This is a genomic window from Xanthomonas sp. SHU 308, assembly GCF_000364645.1.
In the GTDB taxonomy this organism is placed as follows: domain Bacteria; phylum Pseudomonadota; class Gammaproteobacteria; order Xanthomonadales; family Xanthomonadaceae; genus Xanthomonas_A; species Xanthomonas_A sontii.
Genome location: NZ_AQOK01000415.1, coordinates 1 through 551, shown reverse-complemented (window position 1 = coordinate 551; position 551 = coordinate 1). Strand labels below are relative to the sequence as shown.

The following is a 551-nucleotide window of genomic DNA, read 5'->3' as shown; positions in this document are numbered from 1 at the left end:
CGCCCGAACCGCAGACCCTGGACCGGCTGCCGCCACTGGACGTCGAGCAGCATAGCCAGGCGGTGCTGCGCGCGCTGGTCGGCGCGGCCAAGGCCGACGGCCATCTGGACGAGCACGAGCGGCGCCTGATCGAAGGCGAGTTCGCCCGCCTCCACGGCAACGATGCCGACGTGCAGCAGTGGCTGCATGCGGAACTGGAAAAACCGCTGGATCCGGCCGAGGTGGCGCGCGCGTCGACCAGTCCCGAGATGGCCGCGGAAATGTACCTGGCCAGCTTGCTCGCCGCCGACGAACAGGGCTTCATGGAGCGCAGCTACCTGGACGAACTGGCGCGGCAGCTCGGCATCGACGACGCCCTGAAGCAGCGCCTGCAGCAACAGGCGGCTGCCCTGCACGCGGACTGAGCGCATGGCCGCGACGCCCACGCTTTCGCCAGCGCAGCGCCTGCGCCGCGACGTGCTGCGTGCGGCGTTGCTGGCTGCGCTGGCGCTCGCCGCCGCCTGGGCCTGGCGGCATCCGTGGGCGCAGCGCCTGCGCGTCGGCTGGGAGTT

Annotated in this window: 1 protein-coding gene; it reads left to right on the top strand. The window is 72.1% G+C overall.

Annotated features, from left to right (window positions below; all coding sequences use genetic code 11):
* The coding region (locus tag D588_RS0113865) for a tellurite resistance TerB family protein (RefSeq protein WP_017916408.1) at window positions 1–404 on the top strand (404 nt) is incomplete at its 5' end.
* Window positions 405–551 lie beyond the last annotated feature (147 nt).